At 61.6% G+C, this 25,859-nt stretch carries 25 protein-coding genes and 1 pseudogene; 15 read left to right on the top strand and 11 right to left on the bottom strand.

The features are described from left to right. Positions 1 to 140: 140 nt before the first annotated feature. A complete protein-coding gene (locus M3P21_RS17915) occupies positions 141 to 410 on the bottom strand; it encodes a hypothetical protein (RefSeq protein ID WP_249712178.1) in 270 nt (89 codons plus the stop codon). Between the two features lie 103 nt (positions 411 to 513). Between M3P21_RS17915 and M3P21_RS17920 the strand changes: the two genes are divergently transcribed. The 6 genes and pseudogenes from M3P21_RS17920 (at position 514) to M3P21_RS17945 (ending at position 6,301) form a co-directional block, all read left to right on the top strand. Then, a complete protein-coding gene (locus M3P21_RS17920; RefSeq protein ID WP_249712180.1) occupies positions 514 to 756 on the top strand; it encodes a helix-turn-helix domain-containing protein in 243 nt (80 codons plus the stop codon). Between the two features lie 413 nt (positions 757 to 1,169). Beyond that, positions 1,170 to 1,778: a DUF3800 domain-containing protein gene (locus M3P21_RS17925; RefSeq protein ID WP_249712265.1), complete on the top strand. Its 609-nt coding sequence runs from the start codon at positions 1,170 to 1,172 to the stop codon at positions 1,776 to 1,778. Positions 1,779 to 2,316: 538 nt separating this feature from the next. Then, positions 2,317 to 3,229 (top strand): annotated as a pseudogene (locus tag M3P21_RS17930) (IS481 family transposase); the annotation flags it as partial. A 66-nt stretch (positions 3,230 to 3,295) separates the two neighbouring features. Beyond that, a complete protein-coding gene (locus M3P21_RS17935) occupies positions 3,296 to 3,493 on the top strand; it encodes a hypothetical protein (RefSeq protein WP_249712182.1) in 198 nt (65 codons plus the stop codon). Between the two features lie 1,240 nt (positions 3,494 to 4,733). Continuing rightward, positions 4,734 to 5,312, top strand: coding sequence for a helix-turn-helix domain-containing protein (locus tag M3P21_RS17940; RefSeq protein WP_249712184.1), 579 nt, complete (start codon positions 4,734 to 4,736; stop codon positions 5,310 to 5,312). Positions 5,313 to 5,410: 98 nt separating this feature from the next. Beyond that, positions 5,411 to 6,301 (top strand): LysR substrate-binding domain-containing protein, encoded by an 891-nt coding sequence (locus M3P21_RS17945; RefSeq protein WP_249712185.1) that lies wholly within the window; start codon positions 5,411 to 5,413, stop codon positions 6,299 to 6,301. Here the strand turns inward: M3P21_RS17945 and M3P21_RS17950 are convergent. The 3 genes from M3P21_RS17950 to M3P21_RS17960 are packed head-to-tail and all read right to left on the bottom strand — an operon-like array spanning position 6,288 to position 8,499. Then, positions 6,288 to 6,860, bottom strand: coding sequence for a thiamine pyrophosphate-dependent enzyme (locus M3P21_RS17950; protein ID WP_249712186.1), 573 nt, complete (start codon positions 6,858 to 6,860; stop codon positions 6,288 to 6,290). The genes M3P21_RS17945 and M3P21_RS17950 overlap by 14 nt on opposite strands. Beyond that, complete coding sequence (locus tag M3P21_RS17955) at positions 6,857 to 7,405, bottom strand: decarboxylase (RefSeq protein ID WP_249712188.1); 549 nt, start codon at positions 7,403 to 7,405, stop codon at positions 6,857 to 6,859. The genes M3P21_RS17950 and M3P21_RS17955 overlap by 4 nt, the downstream gene beginning before the upstream one ends. Continuing rightward, positions 7,405 to 8,499 (bottom strand): pyridoxal phosphate-dependent aminotransferase, encoded by a 1,095-nt coding sequence (locus M3P21_RS17960; protein ID WP_249712190.1) that lies wholly within the window; start codon positions 8,497 to 8,499, stop codon positions 7,405 to 7,407. The genes M3P21_RS17955 and M3P21_RS17960 overlap by 1 nt, the downstream gene beginning before the upstream one ends. A gap of 107 nt (positions 8,500 to 8,606) precedes the next feature. On the opposite strand from M3P21_RS17960, the gene M3P21_RS17965 reads away from it, so the two are divergent. From M3P21_RS17965 to M3P21_RS17990, 6 genes are read left to right on the top strand one after another with little or no spacing between them, the layout of a single operon-like run. Then, positions 8,607 to 9,629, top strand: a complete 1,023-nt coding sequence (locus M3P21_RS17965) for a succinylglutamate desuccinylase/aspartoacylase family protein (protein ID WP_249712192.1) — start codon at positions 8,607 to 8,609, stop codon at positions 9,627 to 9,629. Beyond that, positions 9,630 to 11,090: an aldehyde dehydrogenase gene (locus M3P21_RS17970; RefSeq protein WP_249712193.1), complete on the top strand. Its 1,461-nt coding sequence runs from the start codon at positions 9,630 to 9,632 to the stop codon at positions 11,088 to 11,090. Between the two features lie 31 nt (positions 11,091 to 11,121). After that, positions 11,122 to 12,492, top strand: coding sequence for a Rieske 2Fe-2S domain-containing protein (locus tag M3P21_RS17975; RefSeq protein WP_249712196.1), 1,371 nt, complete (start codon positions 11,122 to 11,124; stop codon positions 12,490 to 12,492). After that, positions 12,489 to 13,121 (top strand): hypothetical protein, encoded by a 633-nt coding sequence (locus M3P21_RS17980; RefSeq protein ID WP_249712198.1) that lies wholly within the window; start codon positions 12,489 to 12,491, stop codon positions 13,119 to 13,121. Before M3P21_RS17975 ends, M3P21_RS17980 begins: the two co-directional genes overlap by 4 nt. After that, on the top strand, positions 13,121 to 13,747 hold the full coding sequence (locus tag M3P21_RS17985; RefSeq protein ID WP_249712200.1) for a hypothetical protein: 627 nt from the start codon (positions 13,121 to 13,123) through the stop codon (positions 13,745 to 13,747). The genes M3P21_RS17980 and M3P21_RS17985 overlap by 1 nt, the downstream gene beginning before the upstream one ends. Next, positions 13,747 to 14,937, top strand: coding sequence for a YlbE family protein (locus tag M3P21_RS17990; protein ID WP_249712202.1), 1,191 nt, complete (start codon positions 13,747 to 13,749; stop codon positions 14,935 to 14,937). Before M3P21_RS17985 ends, M3P21_RS17990 begins: the two co-directional genes overlap by 1 nt. Before the next feature lie 106 nt (positions 14,938 to 15,043). On the opposite strand, the gene M3P21_RS17995 is transcribed toward M3P21_RS17990, so the two are convergent. Genes M3P21_RS17995 through M3P21_RS18015 form a run of 5 tightly spaced genes read right to left on the bottom strand, consistent with a single transcriptional unit; the run spans position 15,044 to position 20,288 of the window. Then, complete coding sequence (locus M3P21_RS17995; protein WP_249712204.1) at positions 15,044 to 15,457, bottom strand: RidA family protein; 414 nt, start codon at positions 15,455 to 15,457, stop codon at positions 15,044 to 15,046. Positions 15,458 to 15,472: 15 nt separating this feature from the next. Beyond that, positions 15,473 to 15,970, bottom strand: coding sequence for a sarcosine oxidase subunit gamma (locus tag M3P21_RS18000; RefSeq protein WP_249712206.1), 498 nt, complete (start codon positions 15,968 to 15,970; stop codon positions 15,473 to 15,475). 1 nt (position 15,971) lies between these two features. Then, positions 15,972 to 18,842, bottom strand: coding sequence for a 2Fe-2S iron-sulfur cluster-binding protein (locus M3P21_RS18005; RefSeq protein ID WP_249712208.1), 2,871 nt, complete (start codon positions 18,840 to 18,842; stop codon positions 15,972 to 15,974). After that, on the bottom strand, positions 18,829 to 19,086 hold the full coding sequence (locus tag M3P21_RS18010) for a sarcosine oxidase subunit delta (RefSeq protein WP_249712210.1): 258 nt from the start codon (positions 19,084 to 19,086) through the stop codon (positions 18,829 to 18,831). Before M3P21_RS18010 ends, M3P21_RS18005 begins: the two co-directional genes overlap by 14 nt. Positions 19,087 to 19,100: 14 nt before the next feature. After that, on the bottom strand, positions 19,101 to 20,288 hold the full coding sequence (locus M3P21_RS18015) for an FAD-dependent oxidoreductase (protein ID WP_249712212.1): 1,188 nt from the start codon (positions 20,286 to 20,288) through the stop codon (positions 19,101 to 19,103). A gap of 382 nt (positions 20,289 to 20,670) precedes the next feature. Here M3P21_RS18015 and M3P21_RS18020 point away from each other — a divergent pair, with 382 nt between their 5' ends. After that, the gene (locus tag M3P21_RS18020; protein WP_249712214.1) at positions 20,671 to 21,459 is read left to right on the top strand and encodes a phytanoyl-CoA dioxygenase family protein; all 789 of its coding nucleotides are present in this window, start codon (positions 20,671 to 20,673) and stop codon (positions 21,457 to 21,459) included. A 32-nt stretch (positions 21,460 to 21,491) separates the two neighbouring features. Here the strand turns inward: M3P21_RS18020 and M3P21_RS18025 are convergent, their stop codons facing one another. Further along, the gene (locus M3P21_RS18025; RefSeq protein ID WP_249712216.1) at positions 21,492 to 22,541 is read right to left on the bottom strand and encodes an aromatic ring-hydroxylating dioxygenase subunit alpha; all 1,050 of its coding nucleotides are present in this window, start codon (positions 22,539 to 22,541) and stop codon (positions 21,492 to 21,494) included. A gap of 103 nt (positions 22,542 to 22,644) precedes the next feature. Continuing rightward, the gene (locus tag M3P21_RS18030; protein ID WP_249712267.1) at positions 22,645 to 23,568 is read right to left on the bottom strand and encodes a LysR substrate-binding domain-containing protein; all 924 of its coding nucleotides are present in this window, start codon (positions 23,566 to 23,568) and stop codon (positions 22,645 to 22,647) included. A gap of 94 nt (positions 23,569 to 23,662) precedes the next feature. Between M3P21_RS18030 and M3P21_RS18035 the strand changes: the two genes are divergently transcribed. Further along, complete coding sequence (locus M3P21_RS18035; protein ID WP_249712218.1) at positions 23,663 to 24,748, top strand: hypothetical protein; 1,086 nt, start codon at positions 23,663 to 23,665, stop codon at positions 24,746 to 24,748. Positions 24,749 to 24,902: 154 nt separating this feature from the next. Then, on the top strand, positions 24,903 to 25,859 hold the full coding sequence (locus M3P21_RS18040) for a fatty acid desaturase family protein (RefSeq protein ID WP_249712220.1): 957 nt from the start codon (positions 24,903 to 24,905) through the stop codon (positions 25,857 to 25,859).

Below are 25,859 nucleotides of genomic sequence, written 5' to 3' on the forward strand. Positions count from 1 at the left end.
GTCAGGTGGCTCGCAGTCGTTCCAATCGCAGAAAGCGTCAATGCGATGCTCGATGGTCAGCAGATCCTCGACGCCGTAGAGCCTGTTGTTCGTCAGTTCTCTTGCGCAAAAGGTTTCATCGTTCATTGTGTTTTCCTCCTTCAGACGTCCAGTTGTTCAATGCGTTCCATTAACGCCTCAGAACGCGTGTTGATGGTGCGAATAAGTGCGCTGACCGCCTCGGGGTTCTCCATGCTGTTGTCATCCCATGTCAGTGCATCAAGGGCTTTGGTGAGACCGTTCAGGGTCATAGCGTCCACTTCGATTTTGAGCTTCTCGTCTTTGATTGCCTGGGTCTTATCGGACGGGCCAGTGCCTTTCTGGCTGTCGAGCATGACGGTATTGGTCGCGCTGGCGCGTTGTGCAGTCATGGCATCCTCATGTTGCTGTTTTGCTTACCGTGTATTAAGAATATGTACAGGGTAGGCGCAATGTCAATACTCTGTTAGCATTTTTGCATACGAGGTTTGCACAATGACGCCCGAGCAGTTAAGAATGGCGCGAAACGCACTCAGGATAGGAACGCGAGAACTTGCTGAATTGGCAGGTGTTTCGTTCACCACGATCAATCGTTTCGAAACTGAGAAAGGTGGCATGCAGCATGCCAACGCAGAGGCCATACGCAAAGCCCTTGAAGCCCAAGGCATCCAGTTCCTAGACAGCGGCGAGGTTGCTGCGGGACCGGGGGTGGCGCTTGCGCATAAGTCCAATGACTGACCCGGAACTATACCGCACCGCCATTCATGAGGCCGGTCACGCTGTCGCATTCATGCGCCGTCAGTGCTATTTGATGGTCAGAACCGGGCGGTGAGCGATGGAAACAGGTAAGAGTTCATTCAAGACCTATGCGCGAAAAAACAAAACTAGGCTCATCAAGGCGGCGGCGGTGTATTGCGGCGCTTATGCAATCTTTTGCTATCTGTACTTTATCGATTCAACCTATTTGCAGGGCATGTCGGAACGAGCCGCTCCATTTGTAATCTATGTATCGCCAGCGCTCATGTGTTGGGCTGTCTATGCAGATTATCGATCCGAGGTCAGAAAAGTTGAGAGTGCTTTGAACAATCACTCCGAACGGTGAGCGCATGGCCTTTCTCGAATGGCTGGAAGAGGGCAACTAAGCCTTGCTGGTGTTCATAGACGAATCCGGCGACCCTGGCTTTAAGCTGGACCGGGGATCGTCTCCCAACTTCGCGTTGGCCATGGTGCTATTCCAGTCACCAGAGGATGCGCAGCATGCACAGCGGACTATAAAGGCGGTCCGGTCGGCAGAGCGTGTTAGCCCAGAATGGAAGTTCTCCAAAGTGAAGGACGCCAAGCGCGATGCGTTCTTTCAGGCCGTCTCAGGATGCAAGTTCACATGCAGGGCAGTGGTCGTGCAAAAGCACCTGATCCACTCACGCAATCTCAAGACCAAGCCCCGCCAGTTCTACAACTTCTTTACCCGCATGATGTTTCAACATGACGGGGGGATGCTGAAAGGGGCTGCCGTCGTGATTGATGGCTCCGGGGATCGCCGGTTCAGGAAAGAACTGCAATCCTATCTGCGCCGGGAACTGCCACCGGGCACGATCCGCAAAATGGGGTTCAAGGACTCGCTGAAAGACCCGCTGGTGCAGCTTGCCGACATGTGTGCAGGGGCAATCGCCCGGTCATACAGCAACAAACCGAACGCAACACGCTGGCGCAACATGCTGGCCCGGTCTGGTCAGGTTCACGATGTATGGGAATTCAGATAGTTGCGCCCCGCCTTCCTATCCAACTCGACTGGCTGGAACGCACACCCTACGGTGACAGTTCGGACAGACGGGGCGACTTTGCACGACAAATATAGGAACTATGGCCGGTGTCGTCAATTCACGACACGCAACGACACGTTCAGCATGTCGGCGGCCTCTGACGCGGAAGGGTGCAAATTTGCACCCTTTTCCGGGCGGTGCGCAGGCATTTTCGCCAACTTCGCAGCCACCATTGCACGCTGGCTTTCCGTCAGGTGCCGCCGGTTGGGAGCGCCGCTGCGATACTAGTTTTGCCTAGTAGCTAGTCCGATGCCGGGATATCGGCATGGGGGCCTGTGCAAAATTGCGCACACCTCGACCAGATGAAAGCCCAGTGCCGACCGGCTGAAATCTCAGCCCGCCGCGCAGGTATCCCCAGAGTTGGGGGCACCAAAGCGGTAATCCCCGCACTGACCGCTAAGCCCAGATTTGGGCCAAGCCATTATTGGCTGCGCTGAAATGTGCCTGACGGGCATATATGCCCCACGGTGGAGCAAAGAGCCGGGAGTTGGGGATCAACCCTAAGACGGTCGCAAAGTGGCGCAAACAACAAACCGTCGAAGATCAGAAGACGGGCCCGAAGGAACCACGTTCAACGGTGCTCAGCGAAGATGAAGAGGCAAGGGTGGTTGCATTCCGGCGGCATACGCTGTTGCCACTGGACGATTGTTTGTATGCGTTACAGCCGACGATCCCGCACTTGACGCGCTCTTCCTTGCATCGATGTCTGCAGCGGCACTGGATGTCGCGTCTGCCGGATGTCGCGGGTGACAAGCCGAAGCGGCAGAAGTTCAAGCGCTACCCGATTGGCTATTTCCACATCGACATTGCTGAGGTGAGAACCGAGGAAGGCAAACTGCATCTCTTTGTGGCCATTGACCGCACGAGCAAGTTCGCTGTTGCGCAACTGGTCGACAAAGCAAACCGCAAGACAGCATGGGAGTTCCTTGAGCATTTGCTGGAGAGCGTGCCCTATCAAATTCACACGATCCTGACCCCTCTCGGGACATTGCTGCGCAATGCCCTGCCGGGCAGTGGACAACGGCATCCAGTTTGCAGAGCAGCCCCGAAACCGGAACACAGTATATTCGCGGCCCATGCGCTTCGACATGATCTGCGAGGCCAATGGGATCGAACACCGGCTGACCAAACCAAATCATCCTTGGACAAACGGCCAAGTCGAACGGATGAACCGCACGATCAAGGACGCAACAGTGAAGCGGTATCACTACGACAGCCACGCGCAGTTGCGCAGTCATCTCGCCGACTTCCTGGATACCTATAATTTTGCCCGCAGATTGAAGACCCTGAGCGGTCCCACACCTGACGAATACATCTGCAAGATCTGGACTTCAGAGCCAGAGCGATTCATCCTAAATCCGATCCACCAGATGCCGGGACTGAACAACTAAGGAGCAAATTTTGAGGCGAGCCGTCAAATCCAATATCATGGCTTCAGGCGAGCCAAGGAGTGCAGAATGCCCCGATACAACGATATGTTCGAACTTTCGGTAGACGATATGGACCTGATCGAAAGGTCGTTGCGGACCCTTACCGAGGCTTTGCCGTCAGAAGGGGCAGAGGAAACAGAACGCCAAGTTCACGATCTCTTGGGACGATTGCACAACCAGAAAATCTTCTATCGGCCCAGAGACGGCGTTTATGTCGGTGGATGATAGGAACGACATCGGGCCGCGTGGAAATCTATTGTGAGCGGCCTGGTAGGGCAGTGTGCGAAATGTGGCTGGACCATGTATCGCGACTGCAATGCCGTCAACAATAGGTCATGCGCGGTGAACCGGTGTAAATCCACGGTGAAGACCGTCTGAGCGTCGATTGGTTTGTGTTGGCTGAAGTTGCGATCATCGTCGTTTTTGTCATCAACTGGTAATTGGCCCCTACCCTGAGTGCCACCCATACATGCCGATTGCGCAATCTTGCCTTGGGTTTGGCGAAAAAACCGTCTGCGGCTTTGGAGCCCCTGGGCCGGGGATGCGCATCGCCATTGCTGAATTTACGCCTGCACCCGGTGGCCTGCCTACGATCGAAGCGCAGCCTGATCAGCGAAAAAGGGCGCATCTGCGTTCCACGAAAGTTTGGCTTATGTGAAATTGTTCACTGCATCCGCCCCGATGTCCCTGCTAGCTCGTTAACCATTGTTAATCTGCTCAGTGAGGTCACCATGAAACTCAGTGCTTTGGAAGTTTTCTGCATGTTTTTGGCGAGCGGCATAGCCGCCTCGGGCTTCGTTGGGGCTGCAAACGCTCTGATGTCCGCAGTATGACCTTGCCTCGGTCACTGTCCAAGGTCCCAGCCCGACCAGTCGCAGCAACAATGAGCACTATCTGGCGCGATTGATCGTCGAAGTGGTGAAAATTGGTAGAAACCGGCCAAAATACGGAAATGAGATTGACGAAGCTGAAAAACATGTGTCCAACAAGGACCCACGAGAGAGAACCCGGATATTCATGCAGACACCTTTTCCACAAATCTTAACCAAATCTCTGAACGCACTGGACGACCAGGCCCGATGTGCCGACGCCGTGCATCTATTGTCAGAATCCCATATCCCACGGGACGTGGCTGAATGGCTGTCCGAGACCGTAGAGAGGCTCGTGCGCGACGACGAACTGGCGCTGGACCTGCATATTTGCTTGTCCATGGCCTCGAACGGCAACGCCCACGGATAACGCTTGCACCACGCGCCTGCGTAATTCCAATCTGGGACGAAATACCGATCCATGTCCTCTTCGGCCGCGCGATCCGGGAAATTGGCGGCGACCGGGATCAACCAAACTTCCCCATGACAAATGGCCCTTGACGATTTTTCTGAAGCTGGCACTGATTGAACCTGCATGGCTGCAGGTCGATCCCGCAGCACAAACGCCCCTGATTTCATGATCGGCAACACAGGCAGTGGCTAAAAAGACGGACACCGAAAGCGAGGTCGGCCAGTCGCTGCAACGACTGCGGCTCGAGCGTGACCTGACGCTGACCGAACTGGCCGGACGGGCGCAGATTTCGACCGCGATGATCAGCCGGATCGAAAACGGCCACGTTTCCCCCTCGCTTGGCACGCTGCAATCGCTGGCGGACGCGCTGGACGTTTCGCTTATGGCGTTGTTCGCGCATTCGGATCTGGCAGCGGATGTGCATCACACCCGGGCCGGGGATGGGCTTCGGGCCAGACGCATCACGCCGGGGCATGCCCATGACTACCTTCTCCTGGGCAGGCATGGCGGCCCCGGTGGTACGTTCCAGTCCGCGCGGGTTGGCATTTCCCGTGAGGATTCGGGGATCCTGCCCAGTTACCAGCACGAAGGGCATGTCTTTATCTACATGATCGAGGGGCGCGCGACCTATCGCTGCGGCACCGAAGATTTCGCCATGTCGGCGGGCGACACGCTGAGTTTTGACGCCAAGCTGCAGCATGGGTTCCGAGAAATCCTGACCGACAGGATCGAATTCATCACCGTCTCGACACGCCCGCAATAGCCGCACCCCACTATAGAGATATAGCAAATTCTATGGCCTATTCATAATCTGATGCTATGTGTGGGCGGACCCGATCCGAGCAGAGCAACAGGACAATCATGAAAATCACCTTCCGACAGGTTGATGCGTTCCGCACCGTGGTTTCGACCGGGACCGTGACCGAGGCCGCCGCGATGCTGGGCATCTCGCAACCAGCCGTCAGCCGCCTGATTTCCGATTTCGAGGCCGAGGTCGGCTTTAAGCTGTTTCAGCGCGCGGGCCGGGTTCTGGTGCCGACGGAGGAGGCCCGCCTGCTGGTCGAAGAGGTGCGCCAGGCCGTCAGCGGTATGGAACATATCAAGGAAACCGCCGCAGCCATCAGCACCTTCGGCCATGCCCGGTTGAGCCTGGTGGTCACCCCGGCCGGCGCGTCACAGCTGGCACCCGATCTGATCGGCAGCTTCGCCGCCGCCTGCCCCCGCGCCATGACCCGGATGGAGATCGCCTCGAGCGATGACGCGGTTGAATGGATGGTGTCGCAGAACTACGATTTCGGGATCACCACGGCCGAGCCTGCGAACCCGTCCTTCGACAGCATCGTCATTCAGGACAGCGACGTTTTCTGCGTCGTGCCAACGGGCCATGCCCTGTCACAAAAACCCATGGTTCAAGCCCGCGATCTGGCGGGCGAGAGTTTCATCTCTTACATGCCGTCCTCACGGTTCCGCTTCGAGATCGATCAATTCTTCGAGGCCAAGGAAATCGCGCGGCAGATGCAGTATGAAACCCGCACCACGGATGCGATCTGCCGTCTTGTCTCGCGCGGATTGGGGGTTTCCGTCGTCGGCTCTGGCCGGGACTTTCTTGACACGATACCCGGTTGCGTGGCGTTGCCTTTCGCCGCGCCGCTGAATTTCCGTGCGGTTCTGTTCTGGTCCAGGAACAAGCCGGTCTCGGCGGTGGGGCAGACCTTTCTCGACCTCGCCCGGGCCGGTCTCAGCGACGGTTAAGCGCTTGTCGGAATTGCGCGCGTGCCTGTGCGCTGTGGATATAGGCATAGTCGCGGGGATAGGGCTTGCCGGGCCGAACCTCCATCGCGATGAATTGTGGTCCTGCTGTTGACAACAATTGCGGCAACACCGAGGCGAAAGGGGCAAGCTCCCCAAACCCATGCACCCCGGCATATCCGCTGGCGCGGGCAAAACCCGTGAAATCGACCTTGTCCGCTCCGGGCAGTGGATGTGCGCCGTTCACTTCGTAAACCCGGTTGACCGACAGGAAATGATAGAGGTTCGCCACACCCGCATGTGCAATCGTGACCAGCGAGCCAAGGTTCATCAGCAGGCTGCCATCGCCATCCAGCACGATCACCCGCCGATCCGGATTGGCCAGCGCCAGACCCAGCCCATGCGACGAGGCCTGCCCCATCGCCCCCACCGCGACATAGTTCAATGCACGCGGATTCAATGCCAGCCAGTCGAAACAGCTCTGATAGACGGCGACCACGATATCGTCGTCACGTATATGAGGGATCAGGGCCTTGAGCGCCGCATCACGATACAGGGTCATGGCGCCTCCGGGGGGCGACCGATCAGAAAGACATGCGGTCTGGATGCGGCATAGGCCGCCGCGACGGCCTGCGGGATATGGGCTTCATCCCCCGGCGCTTCGATCAGGGAATGCGACAGGCTCATCGCGTCCAGCACCGGCCGGATGATCCGCACACCGTAAGAGGCTGACTGATCCGGGTGCAGGTGCGGCTCCTTGCCCTGCAGACCGACCATCATCACCACCGGCAGCTCATATTCCACGCCGATGGCCCGGATCGCGTTCAGCGAATCCATCAGACCGGTCTGCTGCATCAGCAGGATCGCGCGCGTGCCGTTGTAAGACATCGCCCCGCAGATGCTGACGCCTTCGTCTTCCTTGCAGATCCGGGTCAGGCGAAATTCCGGGTCGCGAGAGATCGGCCAGAGCAACCCGTCGCTGGTGACGATATCCGGCACGGCCACAACCTCGCGCAGGTCTGCCGCCTTGAGCGCCGCGATGATCGCCGCACCCGAGGGAGGCCTGACCTTGGCCACGTCACCGGCGCTGTGCGAAATGCCTGCCATCAAACGCCGCCATTCAGAAATTCGGCAATCCCGTCGCGGGCTGCCTTCAGGTCCTGCGGATGGCCGATGGTGATGCGGATGTGGTCGCGATAGGCCTCGGAGGCAAAGCGGCGCACGGCGATCCCGGCCTGCCGCAACCAGCGGTCCGCCGCTTCTGCAGATTTCTCCGGGTCGGGGAAATGAACCAGCACGAAATTGCCCTGGCTGGGGACCACGCCCAGACCCTGGGCCCGCATCTGACTGCTGATCCAGTTGCGACCGCTGCGGTTTGCCTCCTGAACAAGGCGCATGTGGGCGGTATCCTCCAGCGCCGCCAAAGCGGCTGCGACCGAGGGCGAAGACACCGGAAAGGTCACTCCGATCCTGCGCAGGGTATCCACGACGTCCTCTGGCCCATAGACCCACCCCAGCCGGGCGCCCGCCAGACCGTAGGCCTTCGAGAATGTCCGGCACATGACCACGTTGTCGGCCTCTTCCACCAGCATATGCGCTGGTTCGTAGTCTTCGGCATCGACATATTCCTCATAGGCCGCATCGACCACCAGCAGCACATTTTCAGGCAGGGCCGCGTGCAGGCGCCGGATCTCGCCGCCGCTCAGATAGGTGCCTGCCGGATTCTCGGGATTGGCGAGATAGACCATTCGCGTGCGCGCGCTGAGTGCCGCGATCATCCGGTCGACCGAGGGCTTGAAACGGTCATCGGGCACCGACACCACCTCGGCATCATTGGCATAGGCATAGTTGGGAACCTTGAGATACCCATTCGCGCTGCGGATCAACTCGGTGTCCGGTCCCAGATAGGCCCGCGCCAACCGCGCCAGCAGATCGTCCGAGCCCTGCCCGGTGGTGATACGCGCGGCGTCCAGACCGTGATGGGCGGCAATCGCCGGGGCAAGAAGGCGGTCGGGGCTCTCAAGATACCGTTCGATCGCGCTGACTGCGGCCCGCGCCGCCTGCCGCGCAGCGGGGCTTGGCCCAAAGGCGCTTTCGTTTGAATTGAGCAAGATCGCAGGCGGAGGGGCGGACATGTCGGCCCCGGCCATCATATGCGGCTTGATCCGTTCTATGCCGGTTTTTGCCCGGGCAATGGTCATTCAAATCCTCCGGCACCACAAACGGCGCCTCCCGTAGTTATCCTTCATATCACATGAAGTTACGTTTTTTTCAATTCACTTTCAAAAAACTTATGCTATGAAACCCCATGTCCGATACAGTTCCAACCCGTCCCAGCAGGATACAGTTGACCCTTGATCTGGACGCGCCCGGCCGGAACGTGGGCGATCTGATGCTCAGATGGTCCGACAATACGGTTCCCTTGGGCTATCACCCGATCCCCGTGATCAGCCTGCGCGGACAGCCGGGGCCCTGTGTTGTGATCCTGGGCGGCACCCATGGTGACGAATTCGAAGGGCCCACAGCGATCCTGCGACTGGCGGCACGGTTGGAGCCTTCGGCGCTGGCTGGTCAGGTGATCCTGGTCCCGGCCCTGAACGCGCCCGCATTGCACGCGTCGGCGCGGGTGTCGCCACTGGATGGCCAGAACCTGAACCGGGCCTTTCCCGGCGATGCGGATGGCGGTCCCACCGCAATGCTGGCGCATTTTGTCGAAACCCGGCTTTTGCCCCGCGCGGATGCGGTCATCGATCTGCATTCGGGCGGCAAGGCGTCGGTGTTCGACCCCTGCGCCCTGGCCACGCGGGTCGAGGATGCGGATCTGGCCACCGCCAATATGGACCTGGCGCGGGCTTTTGGCTTGCCATTGATCTGGGTGCTGGGCGGCCATAACGACAACCGCTCGGTCAACGCTGCGGCGGCGCGGGTCAAGGTGCCGATGATCGCTGCCGAACTGGGTGGCGGCGGCGGCGTAGACCCCGAGATCACCGATCTGGCCGAAACCGGATTGATGCGCTGCCTGCGCCATCTGGGTGTGTTGCCCGGCGGCGCTCCGGCCCCGGTTCCCGCACGCCATGTTGAAATCGCCGATCCACTGCATTCGGTCTATGCCCCTGCCGATGGTCTCTTTGACCGGCGCTGCTCCGCCGGGCAGCACGCCGAAGCGGGCCGCTGCGCAGGCACGCTGTATTTCCCCGAAGAACCCGAGCGGGCACCGATCGAGCTGGGTTTTCCCGCCACCGGCCATATCCTCGCCCATGGCAATCGCGGCTTGGTGCGCCGAGGGGACCTGCTGGCGCTGGTCGCGCAATCGCTGCCCGAGGAGCGCTGAGTGCAAACCTACGCCCCCTTCATCGCGGGATCGTTTATGCCCTGGACCGGAGAGACCCTGCCCGGCATCGACCCCACGACCGGGGCGGAGTGGAGCCGGATCGCACGCTGTGATGCGTCAACCGCCGACCGCGCCATCCGGGACGCCGACCGCGCCTTTCACACCGGCCCCTGGGCCATTGCCAGCCCTGAAGAGAGGGCCGACTATCTGGACCGGATCGCCGAAACTCTGGAAACCCGCTGGCCCGAACTGGTCGAATCCGAAATCCGCGACAATGGCAAACGGATCACCGAAGCGCGCGCGCAATTCGCCGGGCTGCATGGCTGGTTCCGGCATTTTGCAACTGAGGTGCGCAAACTGGGGCCCGCGCCCCAAGCCAATTCGGTCCCCGGCGTCCACAGCACCAGCCACCTGATGCCCTTTGGGGTGGTGGTGGCGATCACGCCGTGGAATTCCCCGTTGATGATCCTTGCGTGGAAACTGGCCCCGGCATTGGCGGCAGGCAATACCGTGGTGGTCAAACCCTCGGAACTGGCCTCGGCCTCGACACTGGAATTCGCGCGGCTGGTCTCGCAGACTGGTCTGCCACCCGGCGTCCTGAACGTGGTCACCGGCCTGGGTCATGAGGTGGGCGAGGCGTTGGTCCGTCACCCGCTGACCCGCAAGGTCAGCTTTACCGGGTCCGATGCGGGCGGGCGCAAGGTGGCGGAAGCCGCGTCAAATGGCGTGATCCCGGCGGTGCTGGAGCTGGGCGGCAAATCTGCGCAGGTGGTATTTGCCGATTGTGACATCGAGAACGCCGTCAACGGCGTGATGTCGGGCATCTTTCTGTCCAACGGCCAGACCTGCGTGGCGGGATCGCGGCTGATCGTCGAGGACAGCCTGAAAGAGACCTTCGTGTCTCGCCTGATCGCGCGGGCGCGCAACTTGCGCTTTGGCGACCCGATGATGCCGGACACCCAGCTGGGCCCGCTGGCCAACGAGCCACATCTGCGCAAGGTGGCCGCGATGATCGAACACGCCAAGGCCGACGGCGCGATCTGCCTGCTGGACGGGAGAGAGACCGCAGCGGGGCACAGCGGGTTCTACCTCGGCCCGACGGTTTTCGACCGCGTCACCCCCGACATGCGGCTGTGGCGGGAAGAGGTGTTCGGCCCGGTGCTGGCCGTCGCCACCTTCAGAACCGAAGATGAGGCCGTCGCACAGGCCAATGACAGCGACTACGGGCTGGCCGCAGGCGTCTGGACCAGCGATCCCGACAAGGGCGCGCGGGTGGCAGGCGCCATCGACGCCGGCACGGTCTATATCAACCACTACCGCAGCGTCGATCCCGCCAGCCCGATCGGCGGCGTCAAGCACTCGGGCTATGGGCGCGAGCTTGGCCCCGACGCCATCAAGGAATTCTGTCAGGTCAAATCAGTCTGGACCGGCACCGCACCGGTACCGGACCCATTCCCATGACCCGCAGCGGCCCAAACATACGGAGGATGCCATGAACGACCGTTTCACAGCCCCCGAGGGCAATTTCCGGGGCCACGACCAGCAGAGTGTCTGGCACCAGCAGCCCGACCCGGAACTGACCGAGGTCGGCCCCGGCACGCCCTGTGGCGAATACCTGCGCCGATTCTGGATGCCGGTGGCGATGACGGACCAGATCGGCGATCTGCCCTACCGCCTGCGCGTCCTGGGCGAGGATCTGATCCTGTTCCGTGAAAGGAAAGAGGGCAAGCTGGGCCTCACCCATCTGCATTGCTGCCACCGCAACATGAGCCTTGAGTTTGGCATCGTCGAAGAGGGCGGCATCCGATGTTCGTATCACGGCTGGAAATACGGCCTCGATGGTTCCATTCTGGAAACCCCCTGCGAACCGCCCGCTTCTCAAGTCCGGACCAGAGCCTGTCTGGGAGCCTATCCGGTGATCGAGTACAAGGGGCTGGCCTTTGCCTATATGGGTCCGGCAGGTGAACAGCCCCCGTTCCCGGTGATGGACACATTTGATGAAGAAGGCGACGAGCTGGTGCCCTATGTCATCAAATCGCCCTGTAACTGGCTACAGGTGATGGAAAACGCCTGGGACCCGTTTCATGTGGTCTATCTGCACACATTGGCGGTGCGCAGCCAGTTCATCGACGCCTTTGCCGAGATGCCGATGATCGAGTTTCACGAAAGCCGGACGGGTGATTTCTATACCAATGTACGGCGTGTGGACGATATCGTCTGGATCCGCATCCATGACCACATGCTGCCCTCGTTCACCCAGAATGGCGGTCATTTCCCGGTGCCGGACGGGCCGCGCTATTTCGGGCGCTGCGGGTTGTCGCGCTGGATCACGCCGATTGACGACACAAACACGATGGTCATCGCCTGGCGACACTTCCGCGACGCAGCCGCCAACGATGACCCCAAAGGGCTGACCGACAGAACCAAGGTGGGCTATGGCATGACCGATTTCTACGGTCAGGACCCCGACCGTTCGTATGAGATGCGCCAGCGCGATCCCGGCGATTATGACGCCTGGGTCAGCCAGGGACCCAGAAACATCCATGCGCGGGAAAACCTCGGGTTTACCGACCGGGGCGTGGCCAAGGCGCGGCGTCTCTTGCGCAATGCCATCCGCGCTTTGCAGAACGGTGCGCGCCCGGCCCAACCCACCGACAATGTCCCCGGCAAGGTGATCCCGACCTATGCGGGCGACACCATGCTGCGCATCCCTGCGCAGGAGGGGCGCGACGACGGCGCGGTGCTCAAGGACATCTCGCATCGGGTGGCCGATATCTATCGTTCGGGCGACCATTTGCAGGGCGCTGCCCGCAAGGAATTCATCACCGATGCGCTGAAGGCTTACGAGGCTAGCTGGTCATGACCACACGTATTCCCCACAATCCGGGCCGGGTCGAGTGGTCGGGGGAAAACCCCGGTATCTACCTGAAACAAAACCCCGCGCAGGACCATTATGACACGCTGGCGCTGTTCTTTCGCGTGGTTCTATCGCCTTACGGGCGGGGCCACGCGGCGCTGATCCTGGGCGCGCCGGAGCGGGCGCAGGGCTGGCCGGAGGTACCGAACCTGCTGATGACCGACAACCAGCGCATGATGCGCTGGATCGTCGATGGCTGGGTGTCCAGGATGCCCACCTTCATTGGCAAACAAGGGCTGGAGGCGATGAGCTGGCTGGATTGCGACAGCGTCGAAAAGCGACCCGGCGACCTGAAGGCGCGCTATTCCGAAACCTTGCGCGGCTCGGGCGTTTCGGTCGAGATGATCTGGCAGGATATGGGCCCGCCCCTGCCGGTCGAGGTGACAAAGGAAAACTCGGCCACCAAGGCGCATGAGATGTATGCGGTGTTTCTGGAGGCCGGGACGGCGCAGGTGGTCATCAATGGCACGCCCCTGCCCGGTCAGGTCGCCAGCCGCGAATTCTTTGGCCGCACCATGTCCACCGCCTTTCTGGCTTTCTCCGAGACCTGGGTGACCCCGCAGGAGGATGTGTGATGCCATTGAACGAACCGATCACGCCCGGCACCGTCGACTGGACCGGCGAAAACCCCGGCATCCTGCTGAAGGATGACGCGGGCAATTTCAGCGCCATGGCGCTGTTTTTTCGCGTTGCCTGGTCGCCGGTTGGCCAGGGTCAGGTGCTGCTGCTTTACGGCAGCCCGGATCAGGTCGCGGGACCATCTGAAGCACCCAATGTGATCCTCAGCGACAATCCCGATCTGACAGCGTTCCTGAAGACCAACTTCATCAGCAAACTGGCGGCTTTTGCGGGCGCACCGGGCTTTGCCACCCTGCCCGAGATCGGCGCGCAGGCAGTGCGAACCAGCGGCGATCCGATGAGCCACCGCTATACCGAGACCATCGCCGGTCCGGGTCTGACCGTGGAACTGGTCTGGGAAGGGTTCGAGAAACCCCGCGCGCTGGAGCTGTCCCCGCATGAAGTCGCCTCGGGCGAGCAGAACATGTTCTCGCTGCTGGTGCCCGCGCGTTCGGCGCAGATCATCGTCAACGGACGGGCGCTGCCCGGCACGCTGGGCACGCGGGTTCAGGCAGGCTACGAGACGACCACCGCGTTCCTCTATTTCTCGGAAACCTGGATCATCCCGCCGGAGCCCGCGTGATGGTGCACCCTGCCGACCAGCTTGCCTTTGACCGGGCGATGGTGACGCAACCGGTCTGGAACCGGTTCGACACCGCTGCCGAGGCGCTGGGTCTGGCCGCAAATGTGCTGCTGCACGCGGGCCCTGGCTTTGACAGCTCCGACCAGATCACCGCGCCGATCCTCAATTCCGCTTGCGTCGCCGCCGTCTGGCAGGGCCTGGCGCGGGATTTCGATCAGGCCGAGGCGATGATTGTCGCCGGTGAGATCGTGCTGAAACCGGCGCAGGATCATGACGTGGTCACGCCGCTGGCCGCCGTGGTGTCGGCGGACATGCCGCTGCACGCAATCTATGATGCCTGGTACGGGCAGCAGCGGGTCTTTGCGCCGATCAATGCAGGCAACCGCCCGGCCATGCGGCTGGGGCTGCGCTCCGAGGCGGTGCTGGAGCATATCCGCTGGCTCAACACGCGGTTTCTGGATGTGCTGGACAAGGGGCTGGCCGAAGGGATCGCGCTGGTGCCGCTGGCGGTGACCGGGCTGATGGCGGGCGATGATTGCCACGGGCGGACGCCAGCGGCGACCGAAGCTCTGGTCGCGGAGCTCAAGGATCGGACGCCCGGCGGCATTGCCGACGATGCGGCGCTGGTGTTCATGGCGGACTCTCCCTCGCTGTTTCTCAACCTCTGGATGGCGGCCACCAAATGCATGATGAAACGGGCCGAAGGGATCGAAGGATCCAGCTTTGTTACTGCGGCGGGCGGCAATGGGCGCGTGGTGGGCATTCAGGTCTCGGGTCTGCCCGGTCAGTGGTTCACGGTCCCCGCCAGCCCACCGACAGGCACCTTCGATACCGACCTGCCGCAGGATCGCGCACTGGGTGCCATTGGCGACAGTGCCGTGATCGATGCGTTCGGGCTGGGTGCCATGGCCATCGATCTGAGCCCGGTGCAGAAACGGACCCTGGGCGGCTTTCTGCCCGAGGATGCAACCGCCCGCATGTCCGGCCTGTCGGTCGGGGCGCATCCCTATTTCCGGGCACTGGACGTTCGGCTGGGCAGCACCGCGCGCGGTGCGGTGGCGCAAGGCGCGGGGCCGGTGATCGGACTGGGTATCCTCGACCGGCTGGGTCAGGCCGGACGGTTGGGCGCGGGCATCTATGACATGCCGGTCACGCCATTTGTGGCGGCATTGAATGCGTTGGAGACCTAACAGAACGTAGATGTCCTTGCCCGCTCAAACCGGCGCGGCGGAGTTCGGTGGTCGGCCCCGGCCCCTCGGTGGTAGTCCCGTATCCGGACCGCAACCTGTTGACCGCTCAGATCCCGGCATCTGCCTCGTCGCTGATGACGCCCATCGCATCTATTTCGACCAGCAGGGCCGGGTCGGCCAGCCCCTGCACGACCACCCCCGTCGAACAGTGATGCACCCCCTCGAACCAGCGGTTGATCGCCTCATAAACCGCCGGGCGGTAAGAGATATCGGTGACATAGACCGTCAGTTTGCACACATCTGACAGACCGCCGCCCGCCTCTTCCATCCAGCGCTTGATGTTCCGGCAGGCCTGATCCGCCTGTGTCCCCGGATCACCCTCGCCCACCACCGTCCCGTCCAGCAACGTGCCGACCTGCCCCTGCATGAACACGAAATCGCCCCGCGCCCGGATCGCCTTGGAATAGGTCGCTTGCGCGTGATAGCGGGTCTGGTACTTGTGGATATGGGTGCGGGTCATGATCTCTCTCTGTTTTCAGACAGTGGCGCGGGTCAGGTAATCCTCAACCATATCACCAAAGCTCTGCTCGACGGCAAATTCGAACCCGCCCGTGCAGCGCAGAACCAGAGCCTTGAGGCCAAACATTTCGGTATAGGTGACCGCATCCACGGCAAACGCGGCTTCATGCAGGTCCAGCGGGCAGGCGATGGCCATCACCTCGGGTGCGTCCGGCCCGGTGACACGAAAGAAGCTCAACGTGTCCGAGACGCGCACGATGCTGATCTCTACCGGGCAGGTGGCGGGCTGCAACTGCGCCTCCAGCATCTCTTCCTGATCCAGCGGGGCGCGGGCGAGCCAGTGGTCGCACCCGACATAATATACCTCCACCTCACCGCCCGAGCTGCGGGTGTTGGGGCGGTCGGGCAATTGCGGCAAGGTGTCCCCAGCCCAGCCCCGAATTGCCCCGGCCCTGCCCTTGAGGTCAAAGAGCGCGTCGAGGCCGCGGCGCTGAAATGTGACGTCATAGCTCATGTCAGGACCTCAACCGCGTGCCATCGGGATCGTGAAAGACCGGTTCTGTGACCGTCACCGGGATCACCGCGTCCCGCAACCGGACATGGGCGGTTTCGCCATGCCGCGCCTGTCCGTTTTCCAGCAACGCCAGCCCGACCCAGCGCCTGTTCACCACGCTCCAGACGCAGGCGGTGACCAGCCCTTCGGTCGCCTGCTTATGCCCGCCGGGGGTGAGCGGCGCGCCTTCGGGGATTTGCTGGTCGGGGTCTTTGGGCAGGATGCCCACCAGCTCGCGCCGGGTCGCCCCACCCGCGCGGCGCAGCATCACCGAGCGTTTGCCCAGATAGTCGGGTTTCTTCTTCGACATTGCCCAGCCCATGCCCAGATCATAGGCATCCACGGTGCCGTCCACCTCGTGGCCCAGCGACAGGAACCCCTTTTCGACCCGCAGAACATGGCTGGATTCCGAGCCGACCGGAAGGATGCCGAACGGCGCGCCGGCCTCCATCACCTTGTCCCAGAGGGCGGCCATGTTGCGGGGGGCGACGTTGACCTCATAGGACAGTTCTCCGGTAAAGCTGACCCGCACGACCCGCGCCGGAAACCCGGCAACGGTGCCGTCGCGCAAGGACATGAACGGAAAGGCCTGCGGCGAAAGGTCGATATCGGTGCCCAGCGCCTGCATTACTTCGCGCGCACGGGGGCCACAGATGGTTGCGTTGTTCCACTGGCTGGTGACGGTGGTGATCATCACTTGCCAGCCGGGAAACTCGGTCTGCAGCAGCTTTTCCATATGTTGGTTGACCGCATCCGCGTGCCCGGTCGAGGTCGAGATCATCCAGCGGTGATCGTCCAGCCGGAACGCCACCCCGTCATCCAGGATCAGCCCGTCATCCGACAGCATCAGCCCATAACGTCCGTCACCGGGTTGCAGGCTGGACATCACGTTGGAATAGATGAAATCGAGGAACTTTGGGACATCGCGCCCCTTCAACTCGAACGTGCCAAGGGGAGAGCCGTCATAGACGCCGACACCCTCGCGCACGGCGCGGCATTCGCGGTTCACCGCCTCTTGCAGGTTCTCGCCGGGGTTCGGGAAGTAGCCGGGTCGCCGCCAGCGGGCCCCCGCCTCGTACATCACCGCGCCGTTGTCCTTGTTCCATTGCGTCACCGGCGTGTGCCGATAGGGAAACAGCACGCTGTCCTCGCGCAGCCCGCCGATCGCCCCGAAAGAAACCGGCGTATAGGGCGCGCGGAACGTGGTCGTGCCGACCTGCGGCAATGGCACGCCCTGCTGCATTGCAACGGTGCCGATGATGTTGATATTTCCGGTCTTTCCCTGATCTATCCCCATGCCGCCAGTGGTGTAGCGTTTGACATGTTCAACATTGGAATAACCCTCGCGCAGGGCCAGTTGCGCGTCACTGACCGAGACGTCGTTCTGTATGTCCAAAAACGCCCTGCCACGCTGCACCGGCACATCCACCCGCCAGAGCGGCTCGATCGCATAGGGCAGGTCCGCGCCGCCGTCGACGATCCGGTCCAGCGTCAGATCGCCCGCCGCAGCCCCCACGGCGCGGCAGGTCTGAGCCGCCCTGTCGGGCAAGAAGGCAGCAATCCCCTCGTCATAGCGCAGCGAACTGCGCGACTGCGACCACAGATGCACAGTTGGATTCCAACCGCCGGAATGGGCCAGCACGTCGCATCTGATCCATTTGGGCGTGCCGCCTGAGACAGGAGCGGCCAGAACCGCGCGCACCCGTTTGTGACCGAATATACCCGCCGCCACGGTCGCGGTATGCACCGGCAGATCGGGCACCAGTTCCAGCGCCTCTGGCGGTACATTTTTGCGGCTGTCGAGGATGGCGGTCACGATGACCCCCGCCGCTGCCAGATCAGCAGCAACCGCATAAGCGCTGTTGTTGTTTGTAAACAGCGCCACCCGTTTTCCGGGCGCGACCCCCCAGCGGTTGACATAAGCTTGCACAGAGGCGGCCAGCATCACACCGGGCCGGTCGTTGCCACTAAATACCATGGCGCGTTCGGTGGCCCCGGTGGCGATCACCACCTCACCCGCGCGCACCCGCCAGCTGCGTTCCAGAATGTTGTCCTGTTCAGGGGAGCGTTCATTCACGATCAGCAGGTTATGCTCGCGATAGGCCCACACCGTCGCATTCTGCAAATGGGTGACGTTCTTCATCCCATGCAGTTCGGCAACCGCCTCGGCCACCCAGTCCATCGCGGGGCGCGCGCTGATGGTCAGGGCCCGGTTCAACAGGCTGCCGCCTGCCTCGGTTCCCTCATCGGCCAGAAACACGCGTTTGCCTGCCCGCCCGGCCTCAAGCGCAGCTTTCAGGCCAGCAGGTCCGGCTCCGGCCACCAGAACATCCGCATGGGCATGTCGCGCTTCGAAATGCCCCGATGCCGGAGGGGTGGCAGGAGCCGCAGCCAATCCAGCCGCCTTGCGGATCGAAGGCTCGAACAGATGCCAGCCCGGCCATTTGAATGTCTTGTAATAGAACCCCGCTGGGATGAACCGCGCGAACAGCTGGCTGATCCCGCCCAGATCGAAATCAGGTGACGGCCAGCAATTGACCGAATGCGCTCTGAGCCCCTCGCACAGCACCACCGTGGTCGCCGGGCGGTTGCCCGAGGCATCCTCGCCCTCCAGTTCCACCAGCGTTGCCGGTTCCTCGGGGCCGTGCCCGACGATACCGCGCGGGCGGTGATATTTGAAACTGCGGGCGGTCACGCGCACCCCGTTCGCCAACAGCGCCGAGGCCAGCGTATCGCCCTCAAAGCCCTGGTAGTCCTTGCCATTGAAACGGAACCGAAGCGGCCGGTCGCGGTTGATGCGCCCTCCCGAGGCAAGGCGGCTACTTGATCCCATCGGGTGCCTCCACGATGTCATGGGTGCGCGTGTCGCGCCAGATCGTCAGCCATTCGCCGCAACCGCGCGCGTGCCACCACTTTTCCTGCACCGGTCCCAGCGGGTTTGGTGCCACGGTCAGGTAATCCACCCATTCCGCATCACTGACTGCATTTGGGTCGGGTCGGTCCGCCCCCACCGGGCCGCCATGAATGAACTCGCTTTCGCTGCGCTTGCCGCACAACGGGCAGGGAATGAGCAACATGACCGGGTCCTTTCCTATCGCGCCGTGGTGGTACCGGCTTCCATCACGAAATCCAGATGCCGGAACCGGTCCAGCGTGAAGGAATCCATCAGCGGATGCGGTTCACCCTTGGCCACCAGATGCGCCAGCGTCAGGCCGCCCGCCGGGATCGCCTTATAACCGCCCCACCACCCGGCAGTGACAAAGAGGCCCGGCACCTCGGTCTGATCCATGATCGGCGAGGCGTCATGGGCGATGTCCAGATGCCCGCCCCATTGCCGCATCAACTTGAGCTTCTTGAAACTCGGGAACAGCGACAACATTGCGGTGACCGTATCCTCGAACACGTGCTGCTTGATGTCGCGGCGAAAGCTCTGCCCCATGTCGGGCGCGCCGCCGATCACCATTTCGCCTTTGTCGGACTGGCTGAAATAGAACCCGCTATCGGGGCAGTTCACGATCACATCGACCAGCGGCTGCACCGGCTCGGACACAAACGCCGTCAGGTTCATCGTGCGCAATGGCAGCCGCAAACCCGCCGTCTCGGTCAGCGTCGTGGTATGGCCCGAAACCGCCACCACGACCTTGCCCGCTCGCACCGTTCCGCGACTGGTCTCGACCCCGTCGATCGCACCATCCGCACCGCGCACCAGCGATTGCACGACTATCTGCTGGTGGATTTCCACCCCCATCGCATCCGCCGCACGGGCATAACCCCAGGCCACCGCATCATGCCGGTTCACGCCCGCATCGGTGTGCACCATGCCGCAGATTATCGGCAGGCGCGCCTCCGGTCCGCCCCCGGTCAGCGCCGGAATGCGGCGGCGCATCTCTTCGGTCGTGATCTGTTCATAGGTCGAGCCGTAGATATCCATCACCAGTTGCCGCCGCCGCAGCTCGCGCAGCTTGGGCCAGGTCTGGACCACATCCACCATGGTGCGCTTGGAGTGCATCATGTTGAAGTTCAGCTCGCGGGTTAGCCCTTCGTACATGGCGACGGATTTGACATAGAACGGGATCGATTCGTCGCGCATATAATTCGACCGGATCGTCACCGTATTGCGCGCGATATTGCCGCCGCCCAACCAGCCACGCTCCAGCACGGCGACATCGGTGATGCCGAACTCTTTCGCCAAGTAATAGGCCGTCGCCAGCCCGTGCCCCCCTGCCCCGATCACCACCACGTCATAGCGGTCCTTAAGGGGCGGGCTGCGCCAGGCCAAGGGCCAGTTCCGGTGTCCCGATAGCGCGTTCCGGGCAAGCGAGAAGGCGGAGTATTTTTGCATGATGGTTATAATATTTACCATCATTCACATCACGTCAATGATTTTGAACGCTCCAGGAGGCTACGGCGCCCCCGAACCCTCTGGGCCAAACGGGCAAAAGCGGCTATGCTATCAGGGTGAAAGGCGCCAGCATGGGTTCCCGCATCCGACAGTTTTACCGAAACCTCGCCGGCACATGGTCGGCGCGATCGGCATGGCCCTGCTTCATCATCAATTGCCGCAGTTCACCGCCCTCCAGACAGCCGTAATTGCCCGGGCATAATGCGCCCGTCTCGAAACCCGCATTGCCGGAATGGCGGATCAAGCGGAGGGAAGACACATGACAAAAACACCCGATCTCAAAAAGGTTCAGGACACCTATGCGCGCGACGGGGTCGTGCTGCTGAGGGATATCCTGTCGAATGAATGGCTGAACAGGTTGCGCCACGCGGTAGACGCCGAAGTCGCAAAGGGCGACCGGTATTTTGCCTATAAGAACATGCGCGAAAAACCGGGCGTGTTTCAGGATTATTGCCTGACATCCGATATCGGTCAGCGCGTGGCCGAAGTGGCGGACAGCCCCTGGACCTCGTTGATCTACGACCAGATATTTGCGAAAGAGCCGGGAACCGCCACCCAGACCGGCTGGCACACCGATCAGCCCTACTGGCCGGTCTCGGGGCCGATCATGACCATGTGGATCGCGCTGGACCCGGTGGACCCTGACAATGGCGCGCTGGAATTCGTGCGTGGCTCGCATGCCTGGGGCGCAAAGTACCGCCCCTTCAAAACCGATCAGTTGGGCGGGTTCCTGCACTACCTCGAAGAAGGCAATCCCGATTATGTCGACATGCCCGATTTCGAGGCGCAGCGCAGCGATTACGACATCTTCCACCATGATTACATGGCGCCCGGCGACGCGTTGGCATTTGACGGGATGACGGTGCATTCGGCGATGGGAAACCGGACATCGACCCGGCGCAGACGCGGATATGCGATCCGGTTCGCGGTGCAGGGCGCCACCTATGAGCCGCGCGATGCGGTCACCGAATGGCTGCATGACGCAAGCCTGCAACCCGGTGCACCATTTGCCGGGGGGCGGTTTCCGGTGATCTACCAGAGCGCCTGACACCAGCGGGCCGGGCTGTCCGGCCCTCTGCATCAGGCCTGTTTCAGGGCATCTTCCGGATTGGCGGTCTCGGCTTCCATGGCGCGGTCCAGCACCCGGCGGAACAGCTTGGCCCCGGCATCCAGCCCCAGGTCGATATGGGGCGTTTTGGCATGTTTCATGCCCAGATGCACCTTTTCCAGCACGTCTTTATCCTCCAGAAACGCCATCCGTGCACCGTCATTCATGAAGGTCGACACCTCGGCATTGTCGGGGTCGGAATTGCGATGCTGGAACCAGAAATACCGGGTCCGATCTTCGTCAATCGGGGTCATGAAATTGTACGAGATGTTGATGAACGTATCCGCAACCGGCGGTTTGTCGTAGCCCCCCGTTCCGACCGGCGTATAGATCGACTTGTTCAGCCCGATTGCAGGAAGGCACATCTCATAATGTTGCAAGCGGTCGCAATCGCCTTCGAACGCCACAAGATTGGCGTAATAGGGCGATGGTGGCTTGTTCTCGATCCAGCGCGAGACGATGACACCGCGATCGGTCTTTTCGACATTCAGCGCCTCCTCGTCAGTACCGGCCCCGGCAAAGGACGAGACATGAACCCAGGCCACATGGCTGGGATCAAGCAGGTTGTCGCAGACCCACAGGTAGTGACAGTCGATATCCATCACCCCGCCATCGGTCAGGCCCCAGCTGGGATCATCGAAATTCTCGACCGGGAATATCTTGTCGGGGTCGGCCAGCGCCGGGTCGCCCATCCAGATCCACAACAGGCGATAACGATCCACCACCGGATACGACCTGACCACCGCCCGTCGCGGGGTCATGCCGCGCTGAGTGGGGCTGTCGATACATGTGCCGGAACAATCGAAGGTCAGCCCGTGATATCCGCATTCCACCAGATCGCCTTTCAGGTTGCCTTTTGACAAGGGCAGCTTGCGGTGCGGGCAGGCATCCTCAAGCGCGACCGGTGTGCCGTTTTGCTGGCGATAGAGCACGACGTTTTCACCCAGATAGGTCGCCGCCGTCAACGTACGGTCAATGTCCTTGCTCCAGGCGGCGACATACCAGCAGTTTTTCAGGAACATGGGATCGCTCTCCGTTTCGTCAGGTGGCTGATGCCAGTATGGCGCAGTGGCAGCCCCCTGCGCCATGCCGGAATGGTAATGGCATATATAAGGAAAACTAATTTCATAGCTCCGCAGGCGGCGGAATATCGGGCTGCGCGCTTGCCTCGGAGCGGATCCAGTTGAGAAACTCGTTCACCTTCTGGCTGTCCTTGCTCTCGTGCCGCCGTACCAGCCAGTAGGACAGCGGCGACCGGGTCAATTGCGCAAAGGGTCGGACCAGCCGCCCGTCGCAAAGCGCGTCGATGACCAGAGGTTCGCGCCCCAGCGCAACGCCCAGCCCCTCGATCGCGGCCTGCACGACCATGTTCGACTGCCCCAACCGCCGCGTACGCAAGGGGGCTGGCAGGATCAGGCCGCATTGCCTCGCCCAGAATTCCCATGTCGGACTGGCGGCACCGTGATGCAGGTTCTCGTCCACCAACAGGCTGTGACGAGACAGGTCTTCGATCCCGCGCAGCTCTGGCAACAGGGCCGGAGCACAGACGGGAAACAGTCGCTCGGCCATCAGAAGATCGACCTGATAGCCGGGAAACTCGCCCAGCCCATAGCGAATGCCGATATCCGCATCAGCGCCGGAAAACGGATGCTGCCCAGTATCGGTCGCGATCGAGATCGACAGGTCGGGATGCGCCAGATCGAAGTGAATAAGCCTCGGAAACAACCAGTTAAAGGCAAATCCAGGCAGGCAGGAAATCACGATCGTACGGTCGCTACGGGTCTTGTCGCGCAGTTGCGTGCAGACATCCGAAATCCGCCCCAGCCCCTCGGATATGGCAAGCGCCAGTTGCTCGCCCTCGCGGGTCGGGCGCGACTGCCGTGCGCCCCGCACCAGCAGGTCGCGGCCCAGCCACTCTTCCAGCGAGCGCACATGCTGACTGACGGCACTTTGGCTGACCCCCAGTTCCACCGCGGCCGAGGAAAACCCCGAATGGCGCACAACCGCCTCAAACGCGCGCAGGGCAGAATAGGGCAGGTTCACAATCATATTAGTCACCCTAATGCCTGCCATTATCACTTTCAAATGGATTGAACCCCGGGTGGGGCGGTATTTTAAAGCCGGTTCAAGGACGGAGGGGTTGATGTCCGACATGACGCCCGAACGGGGTGCGCGCAATCTGCTGCTGAACTGCGCCCGCGCCAGCGCCGGTGACCGGCTGCTGATCGCCTATGAACCGCCCGAATTCGGTTATTTCGATGCCGACAGCGTTGGTATCGTCACCCGCACCGCCCGGTCGATGGGCCTGTCGGTCGATGCCGTAGACGTGGGCTTCAACCCCGACAACCCGCACCTGCCCCAAGACCTGCTGGCGCGGTTCGAGGCGGCTGACATCATTCTGTTCCTGGCCCGGCTTGGCGACCAGCTTAGGTTCTCGGACATGCCGCAGGGCAAGAAGATCATCGTCAGCTTTGCCGTGACACGCGAGCTGTTCGGGTCGGGGTTCTCCAACGGGCATCACGACGCCTTCATGGAGATCAAATCCGGGATCAACGCGGTGCTGGACGCTGCGGACGAGGTGCGGATGACCTGCCCGCTTGGCACTGATGTGCGCGGGCGGCCGGTGATGAACCTGAACCCCGCTGGCGACACCTCGATCCTGCGGTTTCCAATGTCGGTCTTTACCCCGGTGCCGGCGCACAGCTTTTCGGGTCGCGTGGCGGTCGGGTTTCTGACCGGCACCGGCTCAAGATATTATGACAATTACACCATCGAGTTCGACCGTCCGGTCTTTGCCCAAATGGAGCATGGCCGCCTGACGCGGTTTGCGGGCGATCCGAAAAACGCAGCGCGGGCCGAGGCCCAATATGACCGGGTGGCGCAACAGTTCGGCATCGACCGCGATTTCGTGCATTCCTGGCACGCCGGTATCCATCCGGGATGCGGGTACCCCTGGGACATGCGCGAGAATTTCGAGCGTTGGGGCGGCGCCGCATTCGGCAATCCGCGCCTGCTGCATTTCCATACCTGTGGCGCATACGCGCCCGGTGAGATCAGCTGGAACGTGATCGACCCCACCATCGTGATCGACGGCGTGACCTATTGGGACAACGGCATCTTCCATGCTGAACGCCTGCCCGAGGGGCCGTCGATTCTGGCCCGGCATTCCTGCGCCGCGGCACTCTTTGCCAATCCCGATCCCGATATCGGCCTGCGCGCGGCGATCTGAACGCACCGGGCTTGATCGAATCGCCTGACGTCGGGATAATCGTTTGTTAATAGGGCCGGTTCGAGGTGGCCCTATGGTGCGGAGCACTCCCGTCTCCGGTGCCGGTACACGCGTTGAGGGCCCTGCCCCCGCACCGGCAAATTGTGGAACTCACATGTCAAAAGCAATTGTCACGCCGCTGACTCAGGCCTTGGCCGAGGGAAAACTGACACGCGAAGAGCTCAAGGGCTTCATGCAGCGCTCGAATGGTCCGGGGCTGCGTCATCTGGCGCTCTGGGTGCTGCTGCTCGGCTTCACCAGCACACTGATCACGCTGGCCTGGAACTCTTGGCTGATCTGGCCCGCCATGTTCGCGCAGGGCGTCGTTCTGGTGCACCACTTCTCGCTGCAGCATGAATGCGTGCACTACACCGTTTTCCGGACCCGATGGCTCAACGACCTGATGGGTCAGATCTGCGGGTTGATCATCATCCTGCCGCACCGGTTTTTCCGCTACGAGCATTGCGATCACCACACCTATACCCAGCTCACCGGCGATGACCCCGAACTGATCCCGCTGCCCCGGACCATCGGTCAATATCTGCTCTACCTGTCGGCGCTGCCTTATTGGCGCGGCAAGTTCACCGAGCTGTTTCGCCATGCTGCTGGTCGCCTCAGCGCGGCGGAGCTGCGCTTCATCCCCAAGGTCGAACACAGGGCGGTCTATCGCGATGCACGGCGGATGCTGGCGATCTATGCGGCGCTTTTTCTGGCCATGGCGCTGACCGGTTGGTGGGGTCTGATCTGGTACTGGATCATCCCGCTGTTCCTGGGCGAACCGGTGATGCGGTTTGTACGGATGACGGAACATGTCGGTCGGCCGACCGTTGCGCAGATGTCGGAAAACACCCGCACCAATCTGGTCTCGGCACCGTGGCGCTTTCTGTGCTGGAACATGAACTATCACGCCGAGCACCATTATGTCGCCTCGGTCCCCTTCCACGCGCTGCCGCACCTGCACGAGAAGCTCAAGGATCACATCTTTGTCGAACCTGGCGGCTACTTTGCGGCGCATCGCGATATCCTGCGGCAGATCCTGCAAGACAGGCGTCAACAAGATGCCGGGGTCTGA

The sequence above is a fragment of the Ruegeria spongiae genome (assembly GCF_023502395.1).
Lineage (GTDB): Bacteria > Pseudomonadota > Alphaproteobacteria > Rhodobacterales > Rhodobacteraceae > Ruegeria_C > Ruegeria_C spongiae.

Excerpts from the sequence above, each read along its gene's own strand:
- M3P21_RS17915 (WP_249712178.1), bottom strand. The coding sequence starts at position 410 with ATGACTGCACAACGCGCCAGCGCGACCAATACCGTCATGCTCGACAGC.
- M3P21_RS17920 (WP_249712180.1), top strand. The coding sequence starts at position 514 with ATGACGCCCGAGCAGTTAAGAATGGCGCGAAACGCACTCAGGATAGGA.
- M3P21_RS17935 (WP_249712182.1), top strand. The coding sequence starts at position 3,296 with ATGCCCCGATACAACGATATGTTCGAACTTTCGGTAGACGATATGGAC.
- M3P21_RS17945 (WP_249712185.1), top strand. The coding sequence starts at position 5,411 with ATGAAAATCACCTTCCGACAGGTTGATGCGTTCCGCACCGTGGTTTCG.
- M3P21_RS17950 (WP_249712186.1), bottom strand. The coding sequence starts at position 6,860 with ATGACCCTGTATCGTGATGCGGCGCTCAAGGCCCTGATCCCTCATATA.
- M3P21_RS17955 (WP_249712188.1), bottom strand. The coding sequence starts at position 7,405 with ATGGCAGGCATTTCGCACAGCGCCGGTGACGTGGCCAAGGTCAGGCCT.
- M3P21_RS17960 (WP_249712190.1), bottom strand. The coding sequence starts at position 8,499 with ATGACCATTGCCCGGGCAAAAACCGGCATAGAACGGATCAAGCCGCAT.
- M3P21_RS17965 (WP_249712192.1), top strand. The coding sequence starts at position 8,607 with ATGTCCGATACAGTTCCAACCCGTCCCAGCAGGATACAGTTGACCCTT.
- M3P21_RS17975 (WP_249712196.1), top strand. The coding sequence starts at position 11,122 with ATGAACGACCGTTTCACAGCCCCCGAGGGCAATTTCCGGGGCCACGAC.
- M3P21_RS17980 (WP_249712198.1), top strand. The coding sequence starts at position 12,489 with ATGACCACACGTATTCCCCACAATCCGGGCCGGGTCGAGTGGTCGGGG.
- M3P21_RS17985 (WP_249712200.1), top strand. The coding sequence starts at position 13,121 with ATGCCATTGAACGAACCGATCACGCCCGGCACCGTCGACTGGACCGGC.
- M3P21_RS17990 (WP_249712202.1), top strand. The coding sequence starts at position 13,747 with ATGGTGCACCCTGCCGACCAGCTTGCCTTTGACCGGGCGATGGTGACG.
- M3P21_RS17995 (WP_249712204.1), bottom strand. The coding sequence starts at position 15,457 with ATGACCCGCACCCATATCCACAAGTACCAGACCCGCTATCACGCGCAA.
- M3P21_RS18000 (WP_249712206.1), bottom strand. The coding sequence starts at position 15,970 with ATGAGCTATGACGTCACATTTCAGCGCCGCGGCCTCGACGCGCTCTTT.
- M3P21_RS18005 (WP_249712208.1), bottom strand. The coding sequence starts at position 18,842 with ATGGGATCAAGTAGCCGCCTTGCCTCGGGAGGGCGCATCAACCGCGAC.
- M3P21_RS18010 (WP_249712210.1), bottom strand. The coding sequence starts at position 19,086 with ATGTTGCTCATTCCCTGCCCGTTGTGCGGCAAGCGCAGCGAAAGCGAG.
- M3P21_RS18020 (WP_249712214.1), top strand. The coding sequence starts at position 20,671 with ATGACAAAAACACCCGATCTCAAAAAGGTTCAGGACACCTATGCGCGC.
- M3P21_RS18025 (WP_249712216.1), bottom strand. The coding sequence starts at position 22,541 with ATGTTCCTGAAAAACTGCTGGTATGTCGCCGCCTGGAGCAAGGACATT.
- M3P21_RS18030 (WP_249712267.1), bottom strand. The coding sequence starts at position 23,568 with ATGATTGTGAACCTGCCCTATTCTGCCCTGCGCGCGTTTGAGGCGGTT.
- M3P21_RS18035 (WP_249712218.1), top strand. The coding sequence starts at position 23,663 with ATGTCCGACATGACGCCCGAACGGGGTGCGCGCAATCTGCTGCTGAAC.
- M3P21_RS18040 (WP_249712220.1), top strand. The coding sequence starts at position 24,903 with ATGTCAAAAGCAATTGTCACGCCGCTGACTCAGGCCTTGGCCGAGGGA.